At 63.4% G+C, this 19,322-nt stretch carries 13 protein-coding genes; 5 read left to right on the top strand and 8 right to left on the bottom strand.

Going from position 1 to position 19,322, the window contains the following annotated elements; translation table 11 throughout:
- Positions 1-74: 74 nt before the first annotated feature.
- Positions 75-1,634 (top strand): alkaline phosphatase D family protein, encoded by a 1,560-nt coding sequence (locus NKH70_RS19180; RefSeq protein ID WP_353025824.1) that lies wholly within the window; start codon positions 75-77, stop codon positions 1,632-1,634.
- A gap of 41 nt (positions 1,635-1,675) precedes the next feature.
- Here the strand turns inward: NKH70_RS19180 and NKH70_RS19175 are convergent, their stop codons facing one another.
- On the bottom strand, positions 1,676-1,957 hold the full coding sequence (locus NKH70_RS19175; protein WP_352909698.1) for a hypothetical protein: 282 nt from the start codon (positions 1,955-1,957) through the stop codon (positions 1,676-1,678).
- Positions 1,958-2,155: 198 nt separating this feature from the next.
- On the opposite strand from NKH70_RS19175, the gene typA reads away from it, so the two are divergent.
- Positions 2,156-3,985 (top strand): translational GTPase TypA, encoded by a 1,830-nt coding sequence (gene typA / locus NKH70_RS19170; RefSeq protein WP_352465599.1) that lies wholly within the window; start codon positions 2,156-2,158, stop codon positions 3,983-3,985.
- Positions 3,986-4,044: 59 nt separating this feature from the next.
- Here the strand turns inward: typA and NKH70_RS19165 are convergent, their stop codons facing one another.
- Positions 4,045-4,671, bottom strand: coding sequence for a DUF1062 domain-containing protein (locus NKH70_RS19165; protein WP_352909700.1), 627 nt, complete (start codon positions 4,669-4,671; stop codon positions 4,045-4,047).
- A 395-nt stretch (positions 4,672-5,066) separates the two neighbouring features.
- On the opposite strand from NKH70_RS19165, the gene NKH70_RS19160 reads away from it, so the two are divergent.
- Positions 5,067-5,681 (top strand): LysE family translocator, encoded by a 615-nt coding sequence (locus NKH70_RS19160; RefSeq protein ID WP_352909703.1) that lies wholly within the window; start codon positions 5,067-5,069, stop codon positions 5,679-5,681.
- A 9-nt stretch (positions 5,682-5,690) separates the two neighbouring features.
- Here NKH70_RS19160 and NKH70_RS19155 read toward each other — a convergent pair whose 3' ends face one another.
- Together NKH70_RS19155 and NKH70_RS19150 are read right to left on the bottom strand one after the other, a co-directional pair.
- Positions 5,691-6,014 carry a YciI family protein gene (locus NKH70_RS19155; RefSeq protein ID WP_023678126.1) on the bottom strand — a complete coding sequence of 108 codons (324 nt, stop codon included), beginning with the start codon at positions 6,012-6,014 and terminating at the stop codon, positions 5,691-5,693.
- Positions 6,015-6,151: 137 nt separating this feature from the next.
- A complete protein-coding gene (locus tag NKH70_RS19150) occupies positions 6,152-6,715 on the bottom strand; it encodes a peroxidase-related enzyme (protein WP_352909706.1) in 564 nt (187 codons plus the stop codon).
- A gap of 134 nt (positions 6,716-6,849) precedes the next feature.
- On the opposite strand from NKH70_RS19150, the gene NKH70_RS19145 reads away from it, so the two are divergent.
- Entirely contained in the window at positions 6,850-11,634 is a 4,785-nt protein-coding gene (locus NKH70_RS19145) for an NAD-glutamate dehydrogenase (protein WP_352909709.1), read from the top strand.
- Positions 11,635-11,822: 188 nt separating this feature from the next.
- Positions 11,823-13,199 (top strand): MFS transporter, encoded by a 1,377-nt coding sequence (locus NKH70_RS19140; RefSeq protein ID WP_352465602.1) that lies wholly within the window; start codon positions 11,823-11,825, stop codon positions 13,197-13,199.
- Between the two features lie 125 nt (positions 13,200-13,324).
- Here the strand turns inward: NKH70_RS19140 and purH are convergent, their stop codons facing one another.
- From purH to htpX, 4 genes are all read right to left on the bottom strand, one after another.
- Entirely contained in the window at positions 13,325-14,941 is a 1,617-nt protein-coding gene (gene purH / locus NKH70_RS19135) for a bifunctional phosphoribosylaminoimidazolecarboxamide formyltransferase/IMP cyclohydrolase (protein WP_353025821.1), read from the bottom strand.
- Positions 14,942-15,025: 84 nt separating this feature from the next.
- The gene (locus NKH70_RS19130; RefSeq protein ID WP_352909715.1) at positions 15,026-16,774 is read right to left on the bottom strand and encodes a heparinase II/III family protein; all 1,749 of its coding nucleotides are present in this window, start codon (positions 16,772-16,774) and stop codon (positions 15,026-15,028) included.
- A 146-nt stretch (positions 16,775-16,920) separates the two neighbouring features.
- Positions 16,921-18,303: an RsmB/NOP family class I SAM-dependent RNA methyltransferase gene (locus NKH70_RS19125; RefSeq protein ID WP_502908372.1), complete on the bottom strand. Its 1,383-nt coding sequence runs from the start codon at positions 18,301-18,303 to the stop codon at positions 16,921-16,923.
- Positions 18,300-19,316: a zinc metalloprotease HtpX gene (htpX, locus tag NKH70_RS19120; RefSeq protein WP_352909721.1), complete on the bottom strand. Its 1,017-nt coding sequence runs from the start codon at positions 19,314-19,316 to the stop codon at positions 18,300-18,302. Before htpX ends, NKH70_RS19125 begins: the two co-directional genes overlap by 4 nt.
- Positions 19,317-19,322: the final 6 nt, after the last annotated feature.

Here is a 19,322-nt window from a genome sequence, read left to right as displayed (position 1 = left end):
TGCCTGAAACATTGAAGCTGGAGCTTGGCGGCGACGTTCAACGCCATCCAGGAGACAGCCATGACAAGATTTCGATGACACGGCGCGCTTTCGTCACGTCGGCCAGCGCCGTTGGCCTGGTCGGCGCCTCGGGTCTCGCCCTTCCCTATTACTCGCGCGCCAATCAGCGCCCGGCCTTCACCCATGGCATTCAGTCCGGCGACGTCGACGCGACCAGCGGCATGGTCTGGACGCGCACGGACCGGCCGTCGCGCGTCATGTTCGAAGTGTCGTCGACGGAAAGCTTCGCCAATGCCGTCCGCCTGGCGCCGCTCGACACCTCGCCGGCCAGCGATTATACGGTGAAGCGGCTGCTTACCGATCTCGCCTCCGACCAGGACATCTTCTACCGCATGGTCGCGGCCGATCTTTCCGACATCAACGCCGTTTCCGAGCCGATCGTCGGCCGCTTCCGCACGGCACCTGCCTCGAAGCGCGACATACGTTTCGCCTGGTCGGGCGACACCGCCGGCCAAGGCTGGGGCATCGATGACACCGGCATGAAGACCTATGCCACGATTGCGAAGCACACGCCCGACTTCTTCCTGCATTCGGGCGATACGATCTATGCCGATGGCGCGATGAAGGACGAGGTCGACCTGCCCAATGGCGGCAAGTGGAAAAACACAGTGCTGATCGACGAAAAGCGCAAGGTTGCCGAGACGCTGGACGAATACCGGGCGCAGTGGAAATACAACATGATGGACAAGAACGTTCTTGCGCTCAGCGCCATCTGCCCGACTTTCTATCAGTGGGACGATCATGAGGTGCTGAACAACTGGTCGGACTCGAAGGACCTGTCGGCCGACGACCGCTACACCGAAAAGTCAATCCATGTGCTTGCGGCACGTGCGGCGCGCGCCTTCCACGAGATGACGACGATCCGCTACGAACCGTCGGAGCCCGGCCGCGTCTACCGCAAGATCGCCTATGGTCCGCTGCTCGACGTGTTCTTCCTCGACATGCGTTCCTACCGCGGCCCCAACGGTTCGGACATGCAGGAGACGATGACGCCTGAATCGCGCATCCTCGGCGAGCAGCAGATCAAGTGGTTGAAGCGTGAATTGGCGAATTCCAACGCAACCTGGAAAATCATCGCCGCGGACATGCCGCTCGGCCTCGTGGTCTGGAATGACGGTACCAAGAAGGTCGGGGCCGAGGCAGTCAGCAATGGCGACAATGGCCCGGCCAAGGGGCGTGAGCTGGAAATTGCCGACCTTCTTCGCTATATAAAGAATGTGGGTATCAGTAACACTGTCTGGCTCACCGCAGACGTGCATTACACAGCCGCGCATTACTACAATCCGGACAAGGCGCAGTTCCAGGACTTCAATCCGTTCTGGGAATTCGTTTCGGGTCCGATCCATTCCGGTACGTTCGGACCGAATGGTTTCGACATGACCTTCGGCCCGGAGCTGAAGTTCATCAAGGCACCGACTGCCGAACAGGGCCAGAACCTGCCACCGTCGGCCGGCCTGCAGTTCTTCGGCCTTGTCGACATCGATGGCATCACCGAGCAGTTGACGGTGCGGCTGATGGATCGCGACGACAATGAACTCTACAAGGTCACGCTCGATCCGGTGCGGTCGGCGTGAGGCTACTGTGAGGTTACCCTGGGATCACCCAAAGGGTGGCATCAATCGGGATAGCAAACGACGGGAATGTTGGGCCAGACGGCGCTGTCGCATCCAGCGTTTTGCTGCCTTTGCTTGAAGGCGGCGCTGACTGGCCCGGTCACAACCGGGTCGACGCCATCGGGAGCATCGGCAAAAAGCTGCTCGGCCGAAGGCGTGTCGGATTGCAGGGCAGGCCGCGTCTCTTTGAGCGACGCGGCCGACTGCGCCGCGCCTGCCGCGAGGAGGACGGCGAGTGCGGTACATGCCAAAATCGGCCGGAGTCTGATGCCTGCGTCGATCATGAAATTCGAACTGCCCGGACCATGAAAGGTTCCGCCTTGGTTAATAATTCCACTTCACACCAAGACATTTAAGATTTGGTGACTTTATTTGGTGGCTCGCCTCCTCTTTCGCAATTGCGAAAAACCCTGTATGAGCCGCCCAACCGAAAGAGGCAGCGCCTTTTGGCCTGCTGCCTGCAACGCTCCCGAGACCAAAACATGAAAATCCGCAACATCGCGATCATCGCGCACGTCGACCATGGAAAAACCACCCTCGTCGATCAGCTTCTGAAACAGTCCGGCTCGTTCCGAGACAACCAGCGCGTCGCCGAGCGCGCCATGGATTCGAACGATCTCGAAAAGGAACGCGGCATCACCATTCTGGCCAAGGCGACCTCGGTCGACTGGAAGGATACCCGCATCAATATCGTCGACACGCCCGGCCACGCCGACTTCGGCGGCGAGGTCGAGCGCATCCTGTCGATGGTGGATTCGGCCATCGTGCTGGTCGACGCCGCCGAGGGGCCGATGCCGCAGACCAAATTCGTCGTCGGCAAGGCGCTCAAGGTCGGACTGAAGCCTATCGTCGTCATCAACAAGATCGACCGGCCGGATGCCCGCCACGTCGAAGTGGTCAACGAGGTGTTCGACCTGTTTGCGGCGCTTGACGCGACCGACGAGCAGCTCGACTTCCCGATCCTTTACGGTTCAGGCCGCGACGGCTGGGTCTCGGAAAACCCCGAAGGTCCGAAGGACCAGGCTCTGGCGCCGCTGTTCGACCTCGTCATCAAGCACGTACCGGCGCCGACCGTTCATCCCGGCCCGTTCCGCATGATCGGCACCATTCTGGAAGCCAATCCGTTCCTCGGCCGCATCATCACCGGCCGTATCGAATCCGGCACGCTGAAATCCAACCAGGCGGTCAAGGTGCTGCACCATGACGGCACCCAGGTCGAAACCGGCCGCATCTCGAAGATCCTCGCTTTCCGCGGGCTCGAGCGCCAGCCGATCGACGAAGCGCAGGCGGGCGACATCGTCGCCATCGCCGGCTTGTCGAAAGGCACTGTCGCCGACACGTTCTGCGACCTGTCGGTGACCGAGCCGCTGCACGCGCAGCCGATCGATCCGCCGACAGTGACGATGTCGTTCCTCGTCAACGATTCCCCGCTGGCCGGCACCGAAGGCGACAAGGTGACCAGCCGCGTCATCCGCGACCGCCTGCTGCGCGAGGCCGAAGGCAATGTCGCGCTGAAGATCGAGGAATCGCCGGACAAGGATTCGTTCTTCGTCTCCGGCCGCGGCGAATTGCAGTTGGCCGTGCTGATCGAGACGATGCGCCGCGAAGGTTTTGAGATCGCCGTGTCGCGGCCGCGCGTCGTCATGCAGAAGGGCGAGAACGGCGAATTGCTGGAGCCGGTAGAGGAAGTCGTCATCGACGTCGACGAGGAGCATGCCGGCGTCGTCGTGCAGAAGATGTCGGAGCGCAAGGCCGAGATGGTCGAACTGCGCCCGTCGGGCGGCAATCGCCAGCGCATCGTCTTCCACGCGCCGACGCGCGGCCTGATCGGCTACCAGTCGGAGCTGCTGACCGACACGCGCGGTACCGCTGTCATGAACCGGCTGTTCCATGCCTATGAACCCTACAAGGGCGAATTGCCGGGCCGCACCAACGGCGTGCTGATCTCCAACGAACAGGGTGAATCGGTGGCTTACGCCATGTGGAACCTGGAAGACCGCGGCCCGATGGTCATCGACCCCGGCGTCAAGGTTTATCAGGGCATGATCATCGGCATCCATTCCAGGGACAACGACCTCGAAGTCAACGTGCTGAAGGGCAAGAAGCTGACCAACATCCGCGCCGCCGGCAAGGACGAGGCGGTGAAGCTGACGCCGCCGATCCGCATGACGCTGGAACGCGCGCTGGCCTGGATCCAGGACGACGAGCTGGTCGAAGTGACGCCGAAGACCATCCGCCTGCGCAAGCTCTATCTCGACCCGAACGAGCGCAAGCGTTTTGAAAAATCAGCGAAAGTGGTCGGCGCGGCATAAGCCACTTTTCTCAGCCATTATGAGGGAGGGAGCACGTGCGTGCTTCCTCCCTTTTTATCTTACCCGCCGGCAGCCGCGATAATGCCGTCCCGGTCTGGTTCGCCAGACAGGTGGATGCGGATCGCCGTTCCCGCCCGAGCCGGCCTGCGCAAGGCTTTGGCCCCGTCCGGACCAACCACCAGCAATCGCTTCTCTTCCCAAGCCTGAAGCCGCGATCGCGAGACACCGAGTTCGCTGGCCAGCAACCGGTCGAGCCGCAAGGCTGTCGGCATTTCGAGCCAGAGCTGAAGTTCGAGAGCGCTGGTATTTTCCGGCCTGTCCCCGAGCACCTGCTTATGAACGATGGCTTCAGGAAACTCCTCAACGCGCCCAATCCTGCTTCGCAATGCGGCAACATCGAAAGCATGGCGCCGCGCCAGGACCGGATCGTTGCTTTCGAGCGCCTGCAATATTGCCGGTTCGATATCGCGGCGGCTGCAGCGCTCCAGAATGCCGAAATTCCAGGAATTGTCGCAGTCGATGCAGCGGTAGATCAACCAGGCGTCAATGCGTTTGCCATTGGCGTTGACGCGGAATTTGCCGCTGCAGCGATAGGCTTTCAGGCCGCCGCAGCGATTGCAGTTGAGGTGAGGTCGAGGTGCGGTTTTGGGCGCGATCGCCCAGCGGATACGCAGTATCGAAGGCATGCCGAAAAGCCCTTCCCGTCGGGAAGTTCGTCAGATCGGCGATATCGAGAACCCTTGCGGGCACGGCGTGGCGAGAGACTGCGGCAGTTGGAAATCAGGTGTCGCGGGTGGTTATGCGCGACAGCGGTTCAGCAGTGCCAAACCGGTCTCGAACCGCCGCCCTGAGGAACACATGATGTGAAAACAGGCACCGCGACTGCGACGCCCTGCTCTGTGTTGGGGGAGTTGACGAGACCGGCGGTTACGTAGGCAAAGTGAAGCTCGGAAAGGATTTCGGGACGACATCTCTAGCCGTGAGGTGCCTGGCCGACAAGCCTTGTTTCGGTGGACGCTACCGTCGCCGGAACAGTTGGGTTATGTTGAACGACCCAAACATTTCAAACGAGATCCGCGTCATGCATTTCACGTCGCTGCTGATTTTTGCCGGCGCCCTGCTTGTTGCCGCCGGCTCGCCCGGCCCATCGATCGCCGCTCTTGTGGCGCGGGTCATCGCAAAGGGCTTTCGCGACGTGTTTCCGTTCCTGCTTGCCATGTGGATCGGCGAAGCGATCTGGCTGTCACTGGCGGTGTTCGGCCTCGCCGTGGTGGCGCAGACGTTCCATTTTGCCTTTGTCGTCGTGAAGTGGGTCGGTGTCGGCTATCTCGGCTGGCTTGCCTGGAAGATGTGGACGGCACCGGTCGAGGCAAAGGAAGGTTCGCTGCCGCGCGAAGATTCTCCCGCTAAGCTGTTCTTTGCCGGCATGGCGGTGACGCTCGGCAACCCCAAGATCATGATGTTCTATCTGGCGCTGCTGCCGACCATCATCGACCTCGGTTCGGTCAGCATGGTCGGCTGGGTCGAGCTGACGGCGACCATGGCCGTGGTCCTGGTCGCCATCGATTTGACCTGGGTGCTCGCTGCATCGCAGGCGCGCAAGCTCTTGAGGAGCAAGCGGGCGATGAAGATCGCCAACCGCGTCAGCGCCGGTACCATGGCCGGCGCTGCAGCGGCGATCGCCGCGCGGTCCTGAGCCGGCGCGTCAACCCATTTCGATTATCGGCGCAATCTCGACGCTGAAACCCGGGTCCGTCAGGATAGGACAATCCTTGGCTTTGCCGACGGCATCGTCGATGTCTTTCGCTTCGATGATGGTGTAACCGGCGGTCGGATTGCTGCCGCCATTGTTCTCGACCTTGCCGCCGGGCAGCAGGGTCTTCGACATGCCGACTGGATTGCCACCGTCGACCACGGCTGAGCCAAGCTTGCCGTACCAGCCGTTCCAGGCATCCATCGCTGCCTTCCGTTCGGCCTCCTCGGTCGGCATCTTGCCCGAGCCGTGATAGACGTAGAGAAATTTCGCCATGTTCTCCTCCTTTGATCGGCGGCATCGAACCGGCACGCGGTCATGCCGCATGCCGATCATCGGACCAAACCGGCAAACAAGCAACGAGAATGCGAAGTAGCTAATATAATGTGCGGTTGGATTCCATCAGCGGCGCCCTATCGCGCCATCGCGTGGTATTCATCGTTCGGCCGCATATCGATCGCCGATGCCAGCCGGTTCGACATGTTGAAGAACGCCGCGGTCGAGGCGACGTCCCAGATGTCGCGGTCGGAAAAGCCGACTTGCCGCAGCGCCGCCCGGTCCGCTTCGACGATCTTTGCCGGCTGTCCGGTCAGCTTCACCGCGAATTCGAGCATGGCGCGTTGCCTGTCCGACAGCTTGGCGGCGCGAAAATTCATCACCATCATTTCGCCGAAGGCCGGGTCGCCGGAAAGCTGGCGCACCGCCGCGCCATGCGCGACCAGGCAATAGTAGCAATGGTTGACCGACGAGACGGCCACCGCGATCATCTCGCGCTCGAGTTTCGACAGGCCGGATTCACCCAGCATCAAATCATTGTACATGTCGGTGAAAGCGCGCAGCTTCTTCTCGTCGAAGGCATAGGCGAGCAGCACATTGGGAACGAGGCCGAGCTTCTCCCGGCATTTGGCGAAATAAGCCTTGGTCGCGTCGCTCAGCTCCGCCGGTGCCAGGTCAAGCGCGGTGATTTTGTCCGTCATGGCGGATTTCTCCTCGTTTTTCGCCAGGCTGCCGGTGAATTCCGACATTTCGTCGCAAGCCGTCAAACCTTTGTCGCCAAATACCCGTCTTCTGCTACGATAGTTGTAAAAACATGACGGGAGGGAATTAGCTCATGGCCGGCCTGAAATCCGCAAGCCAGTTGAAAAAGATGAGCGCGGCCAAGGGTAGCGAAAAGCCCGGCAGGCTTGCCGACTACTTGCTGGCCCGAGCTCCGGCCGAAGATGTCGCCGCTTACGACGTCATCGATCTCGAACGTGCTGCCGAACTCGCCGGCCGCGCCGTGGCCAGGCACAAGAAGGACGACTGCGTCGTTGCCATAGACGTCGATTCCGGAGTCGTCCGCCAGGGCCGGCCGATGACGGTGATCACCGTCGTCAACGACAACATGCCGTTCCTTTTCGATTCCGTCCTTGGCGAGATCACCGAGAGCGCCGGCGAGCCGCTGCTGGTTACCCACCCGGTCATAGTCGTCAGGCACGGCAAGAACGGCGTCGAGGAAATCCTCGGCGATGGCGGTTATGCCAAGGGCGACCACAGCCATGACCGACTGAGCGTCATCCATGTCCATATCGGCCGCCTTTCGGCCGAGCAGGCCGAAGGCCTGGCCGCACGCCTGACGAAGCTGCTCGGCCACGTGCGCGCCGCCGTCACCGACTGGAAGCCGATGCTCGCCCGTCTCGACCAGGCGATCTCGGAATTCCGCTACTCGCCAGTGCCGCTCGACAAGGCCCATGTCACCGAGGCGATCGCGTTCCTCGAATGGCTGCGCGACGACAATTTCACCTTTCTCGGCATGCGCGAATTCAACTACACCGGCGGTGAGACGAGCGGCATGCTCGAGCGCGCCGAAAAGCCCGGCCTCGGCATCCTTTCCGATCCCGACGTGCTGGTGCTCAGGCGCGGCACCGAAGCGGTGAGCACGACGCCGGAAATCCGCGCCTTCCTGCATGGGCCGGAACCGCTGATCGTCACCAAGGCCAACGCCAAGTCATCGGTGCACCGCCGCATCTACCTCGACTACATCGGCATCAAGACCTACACCGGCAAAGGCGTGCTTTCAGGCGAGCTGCGCATCGTCGGCCTGTTCACCTCGACTGCCTATACGCGCTCGGTGATGAAAATCCCTTATCTGCGCTCGAAGGCGGAAACCGTCATTGCCAAATCCGGCTTCAATCCAAGCGACCATTCCGGCAAAGCTTTGATCAACGTGCTGGAGAGCTATCCGCGCGACGAGCTGTTCCAGGTTCCGGTGCCGATCCTGCGCAAGCATGCCGAAGCCATCCTGGGCTTGATCGAGCGGCCGCGCGTCAGGGCATTGGTGCGTGTCGACCAGTTCGACCGCTTCGTCTCCGTGCTCGTCTTCGTGCCGCGCGACCGCTACGACAGCGTCGTGCGCGAGAAGATCGGCACCTATCTGAAGACCGTCTTCGAAGGCCGGCTGTCGGCCTATTATCCGGCCTTCCCGGAAGGCGGGCTGGCGCGCGTCCATTTCATCATCGGTCGCTCCGGCGGCAAGACGCCGAAGGTCGAGCAAGCGACGATCGAGGCGGCGATCCGCGACATCGTACGGACCTGGGACGATGCACTGCGCGAGACCGCGACCGAGACCGGCGCCGATGCGAGACTCACGGCCATCGCCTCGCGTTTTTCGGAAAGTTATCGCGACAGTTTTTCGCCGGGCGTGGCGCTGGCCGACGCCGGGCGCATCGCCAAGCTCGATGCGTCAAATCCGATCGCCATCGACTATTACCGTCATGCCGACCAGAAGCCGCATCAGGCGGCGCTGAAGATCTATCACCATGGCAGCCCGGTGGCGCTGTCGCGGCGCGTGCCGGTGCTGGAAAACATCGGTTTCCGCGTCATCAGCGAGCGCACTTTCGGGGTCGGCGACAACCAATCCGGCATGGTCTTCATCCACGACATGGAACTCGAGAACAGCTACGGCAGGCCGATCGACCTCGGCAATGGCGGCGCGCTGTTCGAGGATGCGTTCCTTTCCGTCTGGCGCGGCGATGTCGACAATGACGGCTATAACGGCCTTGCCCAGACCGCCGGCCTGTGGTCGGGCGAGATCAGCGTCCTGCGCGCCTATGGCCGCTATCTGCAGCAGGCCGGTATCCCGCAGAGCCAGGATTTCATCGCCGCCGCACTCAACCGTTATCCCGAGATCGCCCGCGGCCTGCATGCGCTGTTCGTCGCCCGCCTCGGCCCGACGGCTGAAACGGAAGGCGTCGTCCAGGCCAAACATCTGAAGGCCAAGATCACGGATGCGCTGGAAGACGTTCCCAACATCGATGATGATACCATCATCCGCCGTTATCTGAACCTGATCGAGGCCTCGCTGCGCACCAATCATTTCGTTGCCGATACGAAAGAGAAGGGCCAATCGCTGGCGATCAAACTCGATTCGCAATCGGTCGACGGGCTGCCGGCGCCGCGGCCATGGCGGGAGATCTTCGTCTACGGCTCCGAGGTCGAGGGTGTGCATCTGCGCTTCGGCCCGGTCGCGCGCGGCGGCCTGCGCTGGTCGGACCGTGCCCAGGACTATCGCACCGAGGTGCTCGGCCTGGTCAAGGCACAGCAGGTCAAGAATGCGGTGATCGTGCCGGTTGGCGCCAAGGGCGGCTTCTACCCGAAAAAGCTGCCGATGAGCGCCGGGCGCGACGCCATTTTCGAGGCCGGCACGGCCGCCTACAAGAATTACGTCTCCAGCCTGTTGTCGATCACCGACAATATCGGGCTGGACGGCGTCATCCCGCCGGGCGGCGTGGTGCGGCGCGACCAGGACGATCCGTATTTCGTCGTCGCCGCCGACAAGGGCACGGCGACCTTCTCGGACACCGCCAACGCCATCAGCGAAAAGCACGGCTTCTGGCTCGATGACGCTTTCGCCAGCGGCGGTTCGGCCGGATACGACCACAAGAAGATGGGCATCACCGCGAAGGGCGCCTGGGAAGCGGTCAAGCGCCATTTCCGCGAGATGAACCGCGACATCCAAACCACGCCGTTCACTGTCGTCGGCGTCGGCGACATGTCGGGCGACGTGTTCGGCAACGGCATGCTGCTGTCGGAGCAGACCCGGCTGATCGCTGCCTTCGATCATCGCGACATCTTCATCGATCCCGATCCCGACATGGCGGCTTCGATGGCCGAGCGCCGGCGTATGTTCGCTCTCGCCCGCTCAAGCTGGCAGGATTACGACAAGACGAAGCTGTCAGAAGGCGGCATCATCGTCTCGCGCAGCCAGAAGTCGATCACCTTGCCGGCCGCCGCGGCTGCAGCGATCGGCCTCGGCAAGACAACGGCCACGCCGGTCGAGATCATGAGTGCCATCCTCAAGGCGCCGGCGGACCTTTTGTGGTTCGGCGGCATAGGCACCTATGTCAGGGCATCGGGCGAGACCAACCAGGACGTCGGCGACCGTGCCAATGACGCGATCCGCATTACCGCGCTCGACCTGCGTGCCAAAGTCATCGGTGAGGGCGCCAATCTCGGCGTCACGCAGCGGGCGCGCATCGAATTCGGATTGAATGGCGGCCGCTGCAACTCAGATGCGATCGACAATTCGGGCGGCGTGAACTGCTCCGACGTTGAGGTCAACATCAAGATCGCGCTGGCTTCCGCCATGCGCAAGGGATCGTTGACCCGGACAGCGCGCAACAAATTGCTGGCCGAGATGACCGATGAGGTCAGCGCCCTGGTGCTGTCCAACAATTACCAGCAGACGCTGGCGCTGTCCCTTGCCCGCAAGCGCGGCCTTGCCGACATTGCCCATCAGAGCCGTTTCATGGCGGCGCTGGAGGCGCGCGGGCTGCTCGACCGTGCCGTCGAGACGCTGCCGTCATCGGCGGCCCTTGCCGAGCGCGAGACGCGCGGCGAGCCGCTGACCCGGGCTGAGCTCGGCGTGCTGCTTGCCTATGCCAAGATCGTGCTGTTTTCCGATATCGTCGCAAGCGACGTACCGGACGATCCGCATTTCGACCGCGACCTGATGGGTTACTTTCCCGACCGCATGGCAAAGAAATATGCTGCGGAAATCCACGGCCATCGCCTCCGCCGCGAGATCATCGCCCGTGTCGTCGCCAATGATCTGGTCAATCGCGGCGGCCCGTCCTTCGTCAACAGGCTGCAGGAAGCGACCGGGCGCAGTGCCGCCGATGTCGTGCGCACGTTCGCCGTGGTGCGGGATGGCTTTGCGCTGCCGGCGCTCTATCGCCAGATCGACGCGCTCGACAACCAGATCGACGGGCAGATCCAGCTCGACCTCTATCAGGCGGTCAGCCGGCTGATCTATGTGACCAGCGGCTGGTACCTGAAGAACGATGCCGACACCGCACCGCTTGGGCAGCGGATCACCGAGTTGCAGGATGCGCGCAAGGCGCTGGAGCCGAAGCTCGTTTCGCTGCTGCCGGCCTTCTCGCGCGAGCGGATCGAGGAGCGGCGGCACAGCCTGTCAAAGGGCGGCGCGCCGGAGAGCGTTGCCGAACAGCTGGCGTTGACCGATGTGGCGGAACTCATCCCCGACATTGCGCTGACAGCGCGGACGTCAAATGCCGGCATCGTCGCTGCCGCCAAGGCGTTTTTTGCAGTCAGCGATGTCTTCCGCATCCCGCGCGTCGAAGATGCGGCGCGCTCGATCACGCCCTCGGATTATTACGATCAACTGGCGCTTTCCCGCGCCACCGACACGATCGGCGCGGCCAGGCGCGGCATCGCCGTGGCGGCACTCACCAGTCATGCCGAGGCGGCGGATCCGGTGACGGCATGGCTGGACGCCGGCGGCGAACGGGTCGGACGCATCCGCGAGCGGCTGCAGGCTCTGACCGAGGGCGGCGACATCACCGTGTCGCGGCTGTCGGTGGCGTCCGGCCTGATGAGCGATCTGACGGGGCTGTGAGACGTCTTCCACATCGCGCGGGATTGCCGGGAAGAACTGCGCTATAGAGCGAACGGCGCCCTGCTTTGGGGGGCGCCGGAGCATGATCCCAAAAAGTGACGATCGGCTTTTGGACAAGATCGTGCTCAACAGAAGACGGAGCATCATTCCGATTCGATCGGCATGGAGCAAGCTCCAGCGGAGGGGACATGGCTGAGATGGCAGTGCAGCGGGCATCGGGACGCGGCATCTGGGGATGGATGCTGTTCGACTGGGCGGCACAGCCGTTTTTCACGGTCGTCACCACCTTCATCTTCGGTCCTTATTTCGTCTCGCGCATGGCCAGCAATCCGGAGACCGGGCAAGCGGCCTGGGGCTACGGCATTGCCGCCGCCGGCCTCGTCATTGCCGTTTTGTCGCCGGTCCTCGGCTCGATCGCCGATCAGACCGGACCACGCAAACCGTGGATAGCCTTCTTCGCCGCGGTCAAGATCACCTGCCTCACTCTGCTGTGGTTCGCCGCGCCCGGCTCTAATCTTTTTCTGGTCGTGGCGTTGTTCTCGCTGGCGTCGGTCGCGGCGGAATTCTCGACCGTGTTCAATGATTCGATGATGCCGCGCCTGGTGCCGAAGAGCGACATCGGCAGGATCTCGAACATGGCCTGGGGGCTCGGCTATCTCGGCGGCATGATCGCGCTGATCTTCGTCGTTACCGTCATGGCCGGCTCGCCTGAAACCGGCAAGACCGTCGTTGGGCTCGACCCGATCTTCGGCCTCGATCCCAGGCTAGGCGAGGACGCGCGCGCCACCGGACCGTTGTCGGCGGCCTGGTATTTCCTGTTCATCCTGCCGATGTTCTTCTTCACGCCTGATGCGATCAAAGGCATTCCAATCGGGCCGGCGGTGCGCGAGGGACTATCGGAACTGAAGTCGACGCTGGCCGAAGTGCGCAAGCGTAGCGGCATTTTTCGCTTTCTCGTCGCCCGCATGATCTATCAGGACGGCGTCAACGCACTGCTGGCGCTGGGCGGAACGTTTGCGGCGGCAATGTTCCATTGGTCGATTACCGAGATCGGCCTGTTCGGCATCATCCTCAACGTCGTTGCCATCGTCGGCTGCCTGGTTGCCGCACGCCTCGACACAGCACTGGGGTCCAAGACCATAGTGATGATTTCGCTTGTCATGCTGAGCATTGCCACCATCGGCATCGTCTCGACCGGCCCGGGCTATACGCTGTTCGGTGCCTGGGTGATGCCCGGACTGGACGGCGGGGGATTGTTCGGCACGGCGGCTGAAAAAGCCTACATTTTCTACGGCCTGCTGATCGGGCTTGCCTTCGGGCCGGTGCAGGCATCGTCGCGCTCCTACATGGCGCGCAGCGTCACCGCTGCCGAATCGGGCCGCTATTTCGGCATCTATGCGCTGGCCGGCCGGGCAACGAGTTTTGCCGCACCCTTCATGGTGGCCACGATCACCCTGGCCAGCGGCTCAGCGCGGCTCGGCATGGCGGCGATTGTGCTGTTCCTCGGCGCCGGCATGGCGATCCTGATCGGCACGCCCTATCCGGCGGATCGGCCCGCGGAGTGAGCTTACCCCCGTGGGAGGGTAGATCCGCGAAGCGGAGCGGGGTGGGGGCGGCGCTGCCCCACCCCGTCTCACGAACTTTGCTTCGCAAAGATCCTACCCTCCCCACGAGGGGGAAGGGAGGGAGTTCAATGCCGGAAGTGCCTCACTCCGGTGAAGACCATGGCAATGCCGTGGGCGTCGGCAGCGGCGATGACATCGTCGTCGCGCATCGAGCCGCCAGGCTGGATCACGGCAGTGGCGCCGGCTTCGATTGCCGACAAAAGCCCATCCGCGAACGGGAAAAAGGCATCCGAGGCGACGACCGAGCCCTTGGTCAAAGGCTCCGTCAGACCGGCAGCCTCGGCCGCGTCGAGCGCCTTGCGCGCGGCGATGCGCGAGGAATCGACCCGGCTCATCTGGCCGGCGCCGATGCCGACTGTGGCGCCATCCCTGGCATAGACGATGGCATTCGACTTGACGTGCTTTGCCACGCGAAAAGCGAATTTCAGATCGGCCAATTCGGCCGGCGTCGGAGCGCGCCTGGTCACCACTTTCAGGTCGAGGTCATCCACCACCGCATTGTCGCGGCCCTGGACCAGCAAGCCGCCGGCAACCGATTTTAAGCCAAGGCCCGCCGCGCGCGGGTCGGGCAGGCCGCCGGTGACCAGCAGGCGTAGATTCTTCTTGGCGGCAATGATGCGGATTGCTTCTTCGGACGCCTCCGGTGCGATGATCACCTCGGTAAAGGTCTTGACGATCTCTTCGGCGGTTGCGGCATCGAGGATGCGGTTCATGGCGACGATGCCGCCGTAGGCCGAGACCGGGTCGCAGGCCAGCGCCTTGGCATAGGCCGCGTGCAGCGAAGCGTCCTCAGCGACGCCGCACGGGTTGGCGTGCTTGATAATGGCAATTGCTGCGGAGCGTGACGGATCGAACTCGCCGACCAGCTCGAAGGCAGCGTCGGTGTCGTTGATGTTGTTGTAGGAAAGCTGCTTGCCCTGAAGCTGGCGCGCCGTGGCGACGCCCGGCCGCCTGTCACCATTGACATAGAAGCCGGCGCCCTGATGCGGGTTTTCGCCATAGCGCATCACCGATTGCAGCTTGCCGCCGAAGGCGCGCCATGTCGGATGCTCGATCTCAAGCGCCTCGGCGAACCATCCCGAGATCGCCGCATCGTAGGTGGCGGTGCGGGCAAAGGCCTTGGCTGCCAGCTTCTTGCGGAAATCCAGCGATAACGAGCCGAAATTCATCTCCAGCGCGTTGAGCACCGAGGCATAGTCATCGGGGTCGGTGACGATGCCGACATAGGCGTGGTTCTTGGCCGAGGCACGGATCATCGCCGGGCCGCCGATGTCGATGTTCTCGACTATCGCCGCGTAGTCGGCGCCGGAGCGACGCACCTCTTCGAACGGATAGAGATTGGAGACGACGAGATCGATCGGCTCGATGCCGTGGTCGCGCATCGCCGCGGCGTGCTCGGGATCGTCGCGAACACCGAGCAGTGCGCCGTGCACCGACGGGTGCAGCGTCTTGACGCGGCCGTCCATGATCTCGGGAAAGCCGGTGAGCTCGGACACGTCGCGCACCGCCATGCCTGCCTCGGCAAGCGCCCTTGCGGTGCCGCCGGTCGAGACCAGCTCGACGCCGGCCGAAACCAGCGCCCTGGCGAAATCGATCAGGCCGGTCTTGTCGAAGACGGAGAGCAGCGCGCGACGGATGGGTACAAGGTCGGGCGCGGGAATATTCTTGGCGACGACGGCCATGGGCTGGCGGCCTTTCCAGTTCTGGTTGGAGAGCGTCCGCGGGCCGTAGCATATGAGGCCCGGAAATCAAGCCGCAAGGCTTGATCAGTGTCTGCCGTTGCCACCGGCTTCAGCTTTTTCCGGACGGCCGGCGATGATGGTGCGCGTCAATTGCCAGTGGACCTCGGAAATTTCCGAGGCCTTGAACGCAAGCACGATCTGGCGGCTGCGGCGCGGGCCGCCGAGTCCGGCGAAATAGATCGATTCCTCGACCTCGGGCGCCACTTCGGTAGAGGTAAACACCCAGGTGTCGGCGTGGTCGGCGGCCAGCACCAGACGGTCATGCTCATCCTGGAGCAGGTTTATGTCGGGATGGACATGGAAACGCACCGTAACGAAATCACGGCCATTGTTGCGGATAGAAGCGCCGCCCGGCCGCAGGAAGCGATCCCTGCCAGCAAGCACATTGCCCTCGGTCGATAATTTCAGCTCACGCTCATGCAGGAAGCCGAAGCGCGCCACATAGCCGTCATGGCGAGCGATGAAGCCTTGGCTGCCCCTCTGGTCGGTGCGCTTGCAAGGTACATGCTGCGGTCCGCCGATCAAAGGCGTGCCGAGCAGGTCGTTGACGCGCAGGGAGTGGTTGAAGCGCGCCGACGACGTGTCGTTGATGGTGGCGGTCGAGTGGGCGGCGGTGGCGCGCGCAAGCGGCCGGAACTCGGCGGCGCCATAAGTGTCTATTCCGGCATTGACGATGTAGTGCTGGCGGCCCGACGACAATTCGAAGGCGAGGCATCCGGCGTGAGCGGCATTGGATACGTCGACGGGGGGTGGCGGGCCGGTATCGGCGATCACCGTGACACCGCCCATCGACAGGCGCTCATAACCCGAATGCGGCGCGTGCAGCAACGGTGCGCCGGCGGTGTCGTCGTGATGCAGGATGCTGGCGATACGGTCGTGAATGGTGGCGCCCATGCCGTTGAAGCGGGCAAGGCTGCCATCCTGATGGCGAAAGAAGCGCAGTGCCGGCAGCATCCGGTCGATGGCGCCGATCAGGGCGGCCGGCGGCGTCTCGGCCTGATTGGCGTATGTCTGGCGCAACGGCAGAAGGTCGGCGAGGATTTCAAGCACGGTCATCGGATTGCGCGAGATATGGCCTCCGTCAGGCAGGATCTGGCGGTCGAGCTCCTCGGCGAGATTGCGGGTGGCACCGCGCAGCGCCGAGGCCGGCGCCGGCAGCGACAAAGCGGCAAAGGCCAGCGCAATGCGCGCGCGCAGCCTGTCCTTGCCGTCCGGCATCTCGCGCGCCATGGCGCGCAGATAGCGGATCTGGACGGCGAGCGATTTCAGGAAGGCGCGGTAGAACGGAAATTCGGCGCCCTGCAACACGATCGAGGAATGCTGCAGCCAGGCAATGACACGCTTGGCCGTCGTGCCGGGCTCCCAGGCGACGCCGGAAATATGGCTGCCATGGATTGCAATCCAGTCGGAAACCAGCGCCCGCGCGTTGGCGGCGGCGAGTTCGGTGCCGGCGGCGCGCATATGGCGCAGCCAGCGAAAGCCATGCAGCGTCTTTTGCCAGCCGGGGTTGGGCACGTCGATCTGGAAGGGCGATTTGCCACCGGTCTCGACCAGATGCCCCGAAAGCGGATAGCGGCCGTAATAGATCTCGAGCGCGATCTGAGGATCGGCGAGGCGCAGGTCCGGCGGGGCAATCAGGACGCGCTCGGGCGTGCGGCCTGAGTAACGCCAGCGATAGAGTGGCCCGGCACGCAAGCGCCGGCGCGTCTTGCGCCAGAACTCCCTCGCGACAAGCGTCCACAGACGCGTCGTGTTACCGGCAGCGATTGCCAAAACCCCTCCTGATCGTCCTCACCCAAGCACAAGTTTATATGATTCAAGAACTTGTGCGAAGGCGAATTCCGCGGCGGCGTGGCCGTTCAGCCTGTTTTCCATGCCTCCTCGCCCCAAGAAGTCGGATGGCGCTTCAAGATCGGCCCTTAGCCGGCTCTGCGCATGCGGGCGGCGAAGAAGCCGTCCAGCCCGGAGCGGCCCGGCGACTCTAGCTCCAGATCGGCAGGCGTGGTGCGCAACGTGCCTTGCGGCGTCAGGAACGGGTCGATGCCGGCGATCTCACCCGGCCGAAGCGGGTCGTCGACAATCTCCGCATTGCCGGCGAGAAAGTCGCGATAGAGCTCTTCGCCTTCCAGCGGATCGAGCGAGCAGTTGGAAAAGACGATGCGTCCACCATGCTTGACCAAGGTGACGGCGCGGGCAAGCAGCCGGCGTTGCAGGTCGGCCAGTTTTTCGACGTCGGCCGCCGTCTTCGTCCAGGGGACGTCGGGATGCCGCCGCACCGTGCCGGTCGAAGAGCAAGGTGCGTCGAGGAGGACGGCGTCGAAGAGGTCCTTCGGCTCGTATTTGAGCAGATCGGCCTGGACGATCTCGGCGGCCAGACCGAGCCGTTCGAGGTTCTGCGTCAGCCGTGCCAGCCGCGTTTTGGACATGTCGAGCGCGGTGACGTGGGCGCCGGCGAGGATCAACTGGGCGGTCTTGCCGCCGGGGGCGGCACAGAGGTCGGCGATTCGCAAACCATTGACGTCGCCGAACAGCCGGGCCGGCAGGCTGGCCGCCGCGTCCTGAACCCACCAGGCGCCTTCCGCGAAACCGGGCAGTTCGGTAACGGAAGCGCTGAGCTTTTCCACCCGCACCGTGCCGGTCGGCAAGACAAAGCCGCCGAGCCGTTCGGCCCACAGCGCCGGGTCCGACTTGACCGAGAAATCGACCGGTGCCTCATGGCGATGGGCGAGCAGTATCTGCCTGGCCTTGTCGAGGCCGTAGACCGTTTTCAAACGGTCGGAAAACCATTTTGGCGCCTCGTCGGTAGCGGCAAGTGCGGCCGCGAGCTCTTCCTGCTTGGCCCGCGCCAGCGTGCGCAGCACGCCGTTGACGAGGCCGGAAAAGCGCGCCGTGCGCGGATCGGACTTGGCGTGCGTCACGGCGAGGTCGACTGCGGCGCTGTCGGGAACATCGAGGAACAGGATCTGCGCCGCCGCCACATGCAAGATGTGCGAAAGCGCCGTGGCGTTGGGCGGCAGCGGCTTTTCCAGGCGGCGGGCCAAAAGGCCTGATATGGTCATGCGGTAGCGCAGGGCGGTGACCAGAATCGCACGCACCAGGGCGCGGTCGCGCAAGTCGAGCGCCTTGTATTGCGGATGGCCGTTCTCATGGTCGGTCAGCCCGTCGAGTGGCGTTTTCGCGTCAATGACGGCGGCAAGCAGGCGCGCGGCTGCCTTGCGCGCGGCGAGGCCGGCAACAGCCTCGCCGCCCGAATTGTGTTCACGATCGCCTGAAATTCCGTGCCCGCGCTTCGCTGAACTCACGACCACGGGCCTTTGGGTCCGGTCGGATTGCGTCCCCAGGGATTGGGTCTCGGCTTGGCCGGCTCAGGCGGCCTCTCGGGCCGCGCGGCCCTGTCCCACGGACCAGACGGCTGCTGCCCGGTCCCTTCCGGCGCCGGCATTGGCGTCGCGGCCGCTTCGGGTGCGCCGGCCATTTCGCTCGCCATCCTCTGCAACGCGGCGATGCGGTTTTCTATGCTCGGGTGAGTGGAAAACAAACTGTCCATGCGCTCGCCGGAAAGAGGATTGATGATGAAGAGATGGGCGGTTGCCGGATTGCGCTCGGCATCCGGGTTGCGGATGCGTTCGGCGCCCCGCGCGATCTTGTCAAGTGCCGAGGCGAGCCACAGCGGGTGTCCACAGATTTCGGCACCGCGCCGATCGGCCTCGTATTCGCGGGTGCGGCTCACCGCCATCTGCACGATCATGGCGGCCAGGGGCGCGACGATCATCGCCACCAGCACGCCGACGATGCCAAAGGAATTGTTGTTGTCGCGGTTGCCGCCAAAAAAGAAGGCGAAATTGCCGAGCATCGAAATTGCGCCGGCAAAGGTGGCGACGATCGTCATGGTCAGCGTATCGCGGTGCTGCACATGGGCAAGCTCGTGCGCCATCACCGCCGCGACTTCTTCATGCGAGAGCTGCTCGAGCAGGCCGGTGCTGGCGGCGACAGCGGCATTTTGCGGATTTCGGCCGGTGGCGAAGGCGTTGGGCTGAGGATTGTCGATGAGATAGGTTCTCGGCATCGGCAGGCCGGCACGTTGCGCGAGACCCTTCACGATGGCGTAATATTCAGGCGCGTTGCGTTCGTCGACCTCGATCGCACGGTGCATCGACAGCACCATCTTGTCGGCGTTCCAATAGCTGAACAAATTGGTGCCGGCGGCGATCAGCAAGGCAATCATCATGCCGCCGGATCCGCCGACCAGATAGCCGACACCCATGAACAGGGCCGTCATTGCGGCCAAAAGCATGGCGGTGCGAAGGGTGTTCATCGTCTG

Origin of the sequence: Mesorhizobium sp. M0991 (assembly GCF_040318915.1) — a bacterium.
Lineage (GTDB): Bacteria > Pseudomonadota > Alphaproteobacteria > Rhizobiales > Rhizobiaceae > Mesorhizobium.
Note: the sequence above shows the minus strand (reverse complement) of the source record. Positions and strands in the feature narration are given on the sequence as shown.